An 8,765-nucleotide genomic window follows, 5' to 3' on the forward strand; every position below is an offset into this window, starting at 1 on the left:
TATTTTAAACATTACTCTAACAGTAACCTTTATTTTCATAAGTTAGTGGTCGTGGAGTGTGGTGAGGTTTTCAATGACCTAAAGATTCTAATATTAGTGAGGACGGGAGTAAACAATGTCTAACCGCACAAATCAAAAACGAATTCTATTTACAATCATGTTGGCATCGGTGCTGTTGAGTGGCGTAATATTCGTTTCTCAAGATCGGTTACCTTCTGCGATGAGCAGTTCATGGGAAATCATATTCAGTACATTCGAAACCGATATTGCCAACATGGTTTACGAATGGGATCCAAAGGATCCCAGGTCGGAAGGGGAACGTCAGCGAGCTTTATTCGACTTCATGACCGAGAATTACAAGAGCTCTTTTTGGATCCCTAAATCGTTGCTGGACGGCAATGTTGTTACGCGGGCGGTAGCAGGGAGTCAAAAGAGTATCGCGAGAGACAAGGTCGGGCTTGTCATGTGGCCTGAGAACAGCATGACAGAAGTCTATGGAGTTTCGCCCAACCTTGGAACAGGCCAGCCACTTGGTTTCACGAGTAATTGCGTCATGTGTCATATCGCTGAGATCGATGGTCAGGTCTATTTCGGCGCCGGCAATAAGCTCTTTGATGAAAAAGTACTCGTTGAATCTCTCATACAGCTGACCGGTTTCATAGGGCGGGCAACCCTCACCACAGCTTCGGGCGATCGAAAACTGGCCAAAAAAGTGAACAGCGTCATCACGCGTCGTCGTCATGAGAAGACAGATCCGCTGACTCGCGGTCGATCAACTGCTTACGTTGGTGCTTACCTCGAATTCTACATTAGGTCTCACGGTGGTGAGCTGCCGAGTGTGGAAGAGTTAGGCAGAGGTGACGCTAAAATTCCGCCACTCTGGCACTTCGCCGCAAAAGCGCCTTTCGAGCGGTGGTATGTTGACGGTAGCTTTCACGGAGAGATTCCGATGCTTGCGTCCTGCATGGAATTGTTTAAGGACCGTTCCTATGAGGAACTTGATCAGGTCGTTATTCCTGCTATCAAACGTGGATTTATGGAAGTGGTTAGCTTTATTAAACCACCTAAGTATCCCTATGACATTAATGAAACTCTAGCGTCAAAAGGCAAGGAACTGTTTTATTCCACAGAGGTCGGATGCTTTAGGTGTCATGGCGTATATGATGGAGAGGGCAACGTCCAGTGGACAGGCAAACATGTTGATGTTGGTACAGATCGTGGACGAATCAATGTGGTATCGAAAGGGTTCATCGATGCTCTTAGCGAAACTCCGATATCTAAGGACGGCAAGCTCGTAAAGAGTGATGGGTATGCCGCGACGCCACTCACCGGAGTGTGGATCAATTATGCCTACCTCCACAACGGGAGCGTCCCCACTCTCTATCATCTCCTTGGTCCTGAATCTGAGCGACCGAAAATCTTCAACGTCGTGGCTGCGCAAAATTTTGACCCTGAACGAGTTGGGCAAAAGCTTTATTTGGATGAAAAAGCGGAGAAGCTAAGCGAGTCTGAACTCTTCAGGCGGCACGGAAATGACCGAGACTGGTTCAATACCAACCGTTCCGGTGCCGGCAATCTGGGACACGACATGTGGTCTGTTATTAAGACCGATGAGAATCGAATGGCTATCATTGAATACCTCAAGACTTTGTAAATAGAAAGCGAAAGGATGCGAAATATGAAAATCGTTTCATTCATCAGCATGCTGATCTTTCTTATTTCGGCATACGCTTGCAGCGGAACATCATCGCGTAAAGAGGGCACGGTTAAGCCGACCATCATCACCATCCCTATCGATTCGATTAAAATTGGAAGCGGGATAGCTATTACTCGGGATGACAAAGTTGCGGTTTTAAATGATGATGGAACATGGGAGGAATATCGATTTGAGAATGCCGCAACAAGTTTAGAAAGGTGGCAATCCATAGAGGTGTCCCCCAACGTTTTAGAATTTTTTAAACAATTGTTTGGGCGGGTAGGAGTGCATGTTATCGATACCGGAGAACAATTCACCACTATAGTTAAAGAAAGCAATGTAGAATTCATAAAGAATATAGATGAGGACAATGTTGATTACGTGGTGGAAATATACTCCTATCAGGTTGATCTGTTGGCAAATTATATTTCAAATGGAGACCTCAGCGACATCGAGCAATTCCGCATCCTAAAGGTATTAGTCAAATCGGAAATTAAGGGCGCTAATAATCCACTTAATAATCCTTTGATGTCAAGTTCCATATTTCGATGGCTCATAAGAGGCAAGAACGTCCTGCATGTGAATCTTATTTCTCCGGACCCGGAATTGGAAGGAGATGGGCATTTTACATTTCTGTTCGCTGATGGATGGGTAGTAATAGAAGGCTTGCATGGCACCCCTCAGCGGGTTTTGAACGTTACATTAGAAAATGCTTTGGAACTCCAAATAAAATTCTATGAAAGCATGAAGGCAGATAGCTGGAGTCAATGGTTCAAGACCGCAAAATGGTATAAGAAATGGCGCAAGAAAGTGTCGCAACCGATTTCAGAGGGCTAAGACCTTAGTAGCGTGCAACGTATTCGCACGTGGGCAAGTTTAGACTCTTGTCCTACTAAGTATTGTCCGGAGATGTAAGCCGGTGATTGTTCACTATTTCAAGGAATAGTCGTGTTTTACGGAATCCTCAAAATTATCACAGATATCAGCTTGAAAGTTTTCTTCAGAAAGATTGAAGTTCAAGGTGAGAAGCTTATCCCTGAAGGTGCCCCGTTGATTATTGCGGCTAATCATCCCAGCACAATGATGGACGCGATCGTCATCGGTTCGGCCATCAAAAAGAGATTACATTACATTGCTCGTGGAAACCTATTCACAACAACATTCAGGCGTTGGCTTTTCAAAAACCTTTTCGTGATACCAATTTACCGTAAAAGCGAGAGTTCTGAAGCGAGGGAGAGAAACAAAGAGGTTTTCAGAAAATGTTTCGACGTGTTAGCTGGTAAGGGTTCGATACTCATATTTCCAGAGGGGGTTAGTCAGGTCGAGAGGCGGATACAGAAGATCAAGACGGGTACGGCGCGAATAGCGCTGGGAGCGGAGGAAGCAAACAACTTCAAACTGGGAGTTGTCGTCGTACCTGTCGGACTAAATTACTCCGATCCTGAAGAATTCCGGAGTGACTTATTTATCTCTTTCGCAAAGTCAATTGACGTTTCGGAGTTTCTCGAAATGTACATGGACTCTGAGGAGGCAGCTGTGAAAGCTCTCACGGATCGCATTAAAGAATCTTTAGAACAGCATACTATCGATATCGAAAACGAAGCACTGGATAAACTTGTAAGTGACATAGAAACAATATACAAAGACCGTCTGACGGTTGAGGTGGATCTATCCCCGGAACAGGAGGGTAAAGACTTTCGACTGACAAAGGCAATCACGGATTCAGTGCATTATTTTAACCACAAAGAACCGGAGCGCGTAGAGGCATTACGACAGAAGATGGAAGATTACATGCAGCTGTTGTTAAGTCTGAATCTTAAAGATGACTTATTTAAAAAGGGTTCATTTGAGAAAATTGTCTCGCTCCGCAGCCTTTTGACAGTGGTTTATTCTCTTCTCGGTATGCCGATTCACATTTATGGGTTGATAAATAATTATCTCCCGTATAAGCTCCCCGGTTTCATTGCACGCAGAGTTACGAATCGCATAGAGTATCGGGCTTCGATCAAGTTACTGATGGGAATCGTTACATTTTCAACTTTCTATTCCGCTCAAATTTGGGCAGTTGCAACTATTTCAAATGTGGAATGGGTAATAGCCTACGGACTCATGCTGCCTGCGAGTGGGTTTTTCGTATTGTACTACTGGAATAGATTGAAACGGCTCCGTGGCAATTTGCTGTTCATTTCACTGTTCTATCGACGCCGAGTCCTAATCTCAAGACTTCTCCGGCAGCGATCCGATATAGTGGGAATACTGGAAGTTGCCACGGAGGACTATCTGCGGCAGCAACAGGTGTCTAAGTAAAGGAACATAAACAGATCTTCATCGGGGTTATGTAAAATAGATTAACATTCTCGAGAAAGGGATGGGGGAGTGGATTGGACGTTCAGGAACGATAGAAATGCCACTTCCAATCCGGAGAAATTTATTATTTCCAAGACTATCAGCTTGTCTCCTCAGGCTCAGTCCGAGTAACTCCGGGGATGACGGATGGGTTTCAGTTTCGAATGTGAGGGTACGTGAATTCGCTCGGGAATCGAGGATTACGCATAAATCGCGAGATGAATAAGGATGGGAGTGAGTTTTTACGTGATTCTTGATTATAAATTTGACATAGCATACATTGATCCTGAATTTAGTTCTCAGGAGACCACGTTAATGTTTCGAACACTGATACGCAAAACTATTCTATTTCTGACATTACCCGTAATTGCGGTAGCTGTGAACTTCGATATTTTAGACGCGCAAACCTGTCCTGATGATATTCTGACGAATGGGAAGTATTTCTTTAAAGAGAGCAGGTTTCAAGATGCCATCGCAACGTTTAAATCGGTAACGCTGATGTTTCCTGAATCCAACGCCGCTGAAGAATCCTTATATATGATCGTAGCCTCTTACAGGGAGCTGGCGGATAGGCAGAAAACGCCTCAGTGGCTGAGCAGAGCAAGGGAGAACATCAGAATATATAAGCGGAAGTATCCGGAGGGACGCTTTGCGGAAAACGTTGACGCAGAGTCCAAGGGGGTTGAGCAGATCGAAGCGCAATTAACGGGCGCCAGCAAGGGGATGTTTATAACACTCACATCGGTGGCGGTTGTGTCCGTGGTAGTTCTGGGATTATTTGCGGGTCGTTAGATAGAAATTCCGCAAACTTCAATCAAATCCATCTTAATTGAACTTGACAAGGGAAAAGGCAGAGTCTAAATTGAGCTGCTTTTTATTGAAGGAAAGTAATGTATGAAGGTTAGAACGGAAAAGAAAGAGGACAGCATAGTTCGTATGGATGTGACAATCCCATGGGAAGATCTGTCCGATGAATTTGATAGTACTATACAGATGATCAGCCGAAACATTAAAGAACCGGGTTTTCGAAAAGGGAAAATGCCGGTATCGATGATCAGAAATAAATATAAAAGCGACATCGAGGCAGAATTCATCGACAATGTGATTAGAAAACAGTATCTTGATTTCATAAGCGAGGCAAACATAGAGCCTATCGACAGCGGGAACCTCGTCGATATGAACTTTAAGGAAGGCGAAGATTTATCGCTGACCATAGAAGTTCAAATAGAACCCGAGTTTAAACTTTATGATTACGGGAAAAACAATTTAGAAGTTCTGAAACATATTGTTGAAATCAGTGACGATGATGTTAAAAGGGCTATCGAAGAAGTACGAGAACAATACGCCGAAGTAAAAAATACCGCGAAGGGCGCCGAGATAGGCAATTATCTCGAAGTTGACATCCAGGAATTAGACGAATCACTCACACCCATTATCGGGAAAAAGGTCGAAAAGAGAGTCCTTAAGCTGGGTGAGGGTGAATTTGGAGAAAAGGCGGCAGAGCAATTATTAGGAGCGATTCCGGGCGATGAAAGAGTAGTCAGGGTTGTTCAGGAGCATGGCGACCATTCCCACAATTTCACTTTCAGATTCAGTATTAATAGCGTTGAAGAGCATATACTTCCTGACGTAGATGCTGATTTTGCCAGAAAGGTAAACGATTCGTTTAAAAGCGTTGAAGAACTAAAGGAAAAAATCAGGAAAGACTTACAGGCAAGGTACGACGCTGAAAGCCGTAATCTTGTGAACAACGCTTTAGCGGATGAGATGGTAAGGGTGACCGATATAGAAGTACCCGAAACGATGATAAAAAGCTATCTCGACGGGATAATTTCCCGTGCTAAGGAAAACGGTAACGAGGATGTAGATGAGGATTATATAAGAGAAAATTACAGGACCGGCGCGATCTGGAATATGAAGTGGCTCATGATAAGAAAATCGGTGTACAGGAGGGAAGGTTTTGAGGTCAACGATTCAGACATTGACGATTGGATGGAGAAATCCGCTCAGCTGCTCGGCTTAGATAAAACCGCTGTTTTGAGCATGAAAAACGATAAGGACCAGAGGGAAAAGATCAGACAGGATATATTTGAGTCGAAAGTTATGGAAGCGCTGCGTTCAAACGCAAAATATAATGAAAAAAAGATGAGCGCGGCGGAGTTCAATTCGATGCTGAACGCTAATCATCACCATTAAATCAGGAGTATAAACGGTATGTATATACCGATGGTAGTAGAACAAGTCGGAAGAGGTGAGAGGGCGTATGATATTTATTCCCGCCTGCTCAAAGAGAGGATAGTGTTCATCGGAGGCCCGGTCGACGATAGTGTTGCAAGCATAATAATCGCGCAATTGCTGTTTCTCGAAGCGGACGACCCGGAAAAGGACATAAATATTTACATAAACTGCCCGGGCGGGAGCGTTACCGCAGGGCTGGCGATCTACGATACGATGAAGTATGTGAAACCCGATTGCGCTACGATGTGTATGGGACAGGCGGCAAGCATGGGAGCTGTTCTCCTCGCCGCGGGTTCTAAAACGAAGCGCAATATACTTCCGAATTCGCGGGTAATGATACATCAACCGTGGGGAGGTGTTCAGGGTCAGGCATCAGATATAGAAATTCATGCCAGGGAGATTCTCCATCATAAGGATATTTTGAATAAAATTATTTCTAATGAAACCGGTCAAAAGTTGTCGAAAATCGAGAAGGATACCGATAGGAATTTCTTCATGGGCGCGGAAGAATCTGTCAAGTATGGTATAGTGGACCAGATTATGTACCGTTCCGGGGAGAAGGAATAGAGGCTACGACTCATGGCGGATAAGGGTTCAAAATTGAAATCGCTCTCCTGTTCGTTTTGCGGCAGAAGCGAAGAGCGGTCGTACAGGATAATAGAAGGTCATAATGTTGCAATATGTGACCAATGTATCTTCGAGTCCGTCGAGCTGATCAAGGCGGATGTAGATGGCGGGGATATCGAAAAACAGTTAAGGATGCCGGTTCCGGTAGAAATAAAAAACGAACTTGACGAATACGTAATCGGGCAGGATAACGCTAAAAAGGCTATATCGGTCGCTGTTTACAATCATTACAAGAGAATAGGCAGCAGACGGCTTTTCGAGGATGTAGAGATCGAAAAGAGCAATATACTTCTGATCGGTCCCACAGGAACGGGCAAAACCCTTATGGCACAGACGCTTGCACGCTTTTTGGAGGTTCCGTTTACTATTGTTGATGCTACGATATTGACGGAGGCAGGTTATGTCGGGGAGGACGTAGAAAATATACTCGTCAGACTTCTGCAGGCGGCGGATTATGACCTTCAGAAAGCGCAGAAGGGCATCATATATATTGATGAAATCGATAAAATAGGAAGAAAGACCTCATCTCCTTCTATTACGAGGGACGTTTCAGGGGAAGGCGTGCAACAAGCGCTGCTGAAGATCCTTGAAGGCACGGTGTCGAGCGTTCCCCCAAAAGGCGGGCGGAAGCATCCGGAACAACCGCTTGTAAATATTAATACCAAAGACATCCTGTTTATATGCGGAGGTACGTTTGACGGTCTCGAGGAGATAATCAGGGCAAGGGTGAAAAGCGGAGTGATGGGTTTCGGATCTGAAGTAATAGGCGCAAGTGACGTCAGTATAGGCGATACATTGAATCTTTGCGAGCCGGCCGATCTGATCAAATACGGTCTGATACCTGAACTCGTTGGAAGGCTGCCTGTTTCCGCCACCCTCGATGAATTGGATGAAAAAGCATTGAGAAGCATACTGCTTGAGCCGAAAAACTCGATTATCAAGCAGTATAAAAAATTGTTCGAGATGGACGGGATAGAGTTGATATTCGATGAGGACGCAATTAAAAGGGTGGTCGAACTGGCTAAAACCCGTGGCACGGGAGCCAGAGCGCTCAGGGCGATATTAGAAGAAGCCATGCAGGACGTGATGTTCAGCATTCCGTCTATGAATAACGTTAGCCAGTGTTTGATTGATGAAGAGGTGATTTTAACAAAAAAAGCACCGGAGGTTAAAAGACGCCGAAAAAGAGCCTGACAGGGATAATTATGGCATTATCGCAAAAAACATACATTCATATTTATAACTTATTTAAGAAAAATGACTTGACAAACTTTTCACGGCTCTATATGTTCAGAGGAGCTGTAAGATTAAATCTTAATTTATAAACGGGTGGCTCAGCCTGCTTGCCATAGAGTAGGTACAGAGAGGCAGCGCGAAGTTTATATATTAAGATTTTCGATTTTGGAGAAACGTGATGAAGAGAAAGGAGCACAAATACCCTCATAAATATTAAAAAAATAATGAGCAGGAGATTATGAGAAAAGCTACGGTCTTAGTATTGATCGCAGTGCTGGCGTTTGCATCTACAGCGCCGGCAGGGAAGGGAAACCGTGATAAACACGGTTACCCAACCAAAAGAATCGTACTTTTAGATCTGAAAGCGTTATCATCCACATCTGTCGATTATAAAGCGCCGGAAATTACACCGGGAACCAAAGGCGCTTTAATCCGCAAGACTGCAGCGGGAACAAAGCTCGATTTCCCGGTCACCTCTGTATATGATTTTGGCTGGGTTTCGGGAATCAGGGACTATGTGGACGTGAGCGATAACGGCAACGTTCATCTTACCGTGTTCGTTATGTTGACTACAGATTTTACTCTTCGTCGTCCCGTTTACTGGTATAACCCGGGTGTTGTA

8 protein-coding genes are annotated in these 8,765 nt (G+C 44.4%); all 8 read left to right on the top strand.

From position 1 onward, the window contains the following. The first annotated feature begins 115 nt into the window (after window positions 1-115). Entirely contained in the window at window positions 116-1,654 is a 1,539-nt protein-coding gene (locus IID12_08435; GenBank protein MCH8289116.1) for a hypothetical protein, read from the top strand. 24 nt (window positions 1,655-1,678) lie between these two features. Next, window positions 1,679-2,533, top strand: coding sequence for a hypothetical protein (locus tag IID12_08440; protein MCH8289117.1), 855 nt, complete (start codon window positions 1,679-1,681; stop codon window positions 2,531-2,533). A 111-nt stretch (window positions 2,534-2,644) separates the two neighbouring features. Next, on the top strand, window positions 2,645-4,003 hold the full coding sequence (locus tag IID12_08445; GenBank protein ID MCH8289118.1) for a 1-acyl-sn-glycerol-3-phosphate acyltransferase: 1,359 nt from the start codon (window positions 2,645-2,647) through the stop codon (window positions 4,001-4,003). 354 nt (window positions 4,004-4,357) lie between these two features. Further along, window positions 4,358-4,834, top strand: a complete 477-nt coding sequence (locus tag IID12_08450; GenBank protein ID MCH8289119.1) for a hypothetical protein — start codon at window positions 4,358-4,360, stop codon at window positions 4,832-4,834. Between the two features lie 102 nt (window positions 4,835-4,936). Beyond that, the gene (gene tig / locus IID12_08455; GenBank protein MCH8289120.1) at window positions 4,937-6,238 is read left to right on the top strand and encodes a trigger factor; all 1,302 of its coding nucleotides are present in this window, start codon (window positions 4,937-4,939) and stop codon (window positions 6,236-6,238) included. A gap of 18 nt (window positions 6,239-6,256) precedes the next feature. Then, window positions 6,257-6,847, top strand: a complete 591-nt coding sequence (gene clpP / locus IID12_08460) for an ATP-dependent Clp endopeptidase proteolytic subunit ClpP (GenBank protein ID MCH8289121.1) — start codon at window positions 6,257-6,259, stop codon at window positions 6,845-6,847. A gap of 12 nt (window positions 6,848-6,859) precedes the next feature. Next, window positions 6,860-8,101 (top strand): ATP-dependent Clp protease ATP-binding subunit ClpX, encoded by a 1,242-nt coding sequence (clpX, locus tag IID12_08465; GenBank protein MCH8289122.1) that lies wholly within the window; start codon window positions 6,860-6,862, stop codon window positions 8,099-8,101. A gap of 280 nt (window positions 8,102-8,381) precedes the next feature. After that, window positions 8,382-8,765, top strand: a 384-nt coding sequence (locus IID12_08470) for a hypothetical protein (GenBank protein MCH8289123.1), incomplete at its 3' end; no start/stop codon positions are given.

This window comes from Candidatus Neomarinimicrobiota bacterium (genome assembly GCA_022567655.1).
Lineage (GTDB): Bacteria > Fidelibacterota > SORT01 > SORT01 > SORT01 > JADFGO01.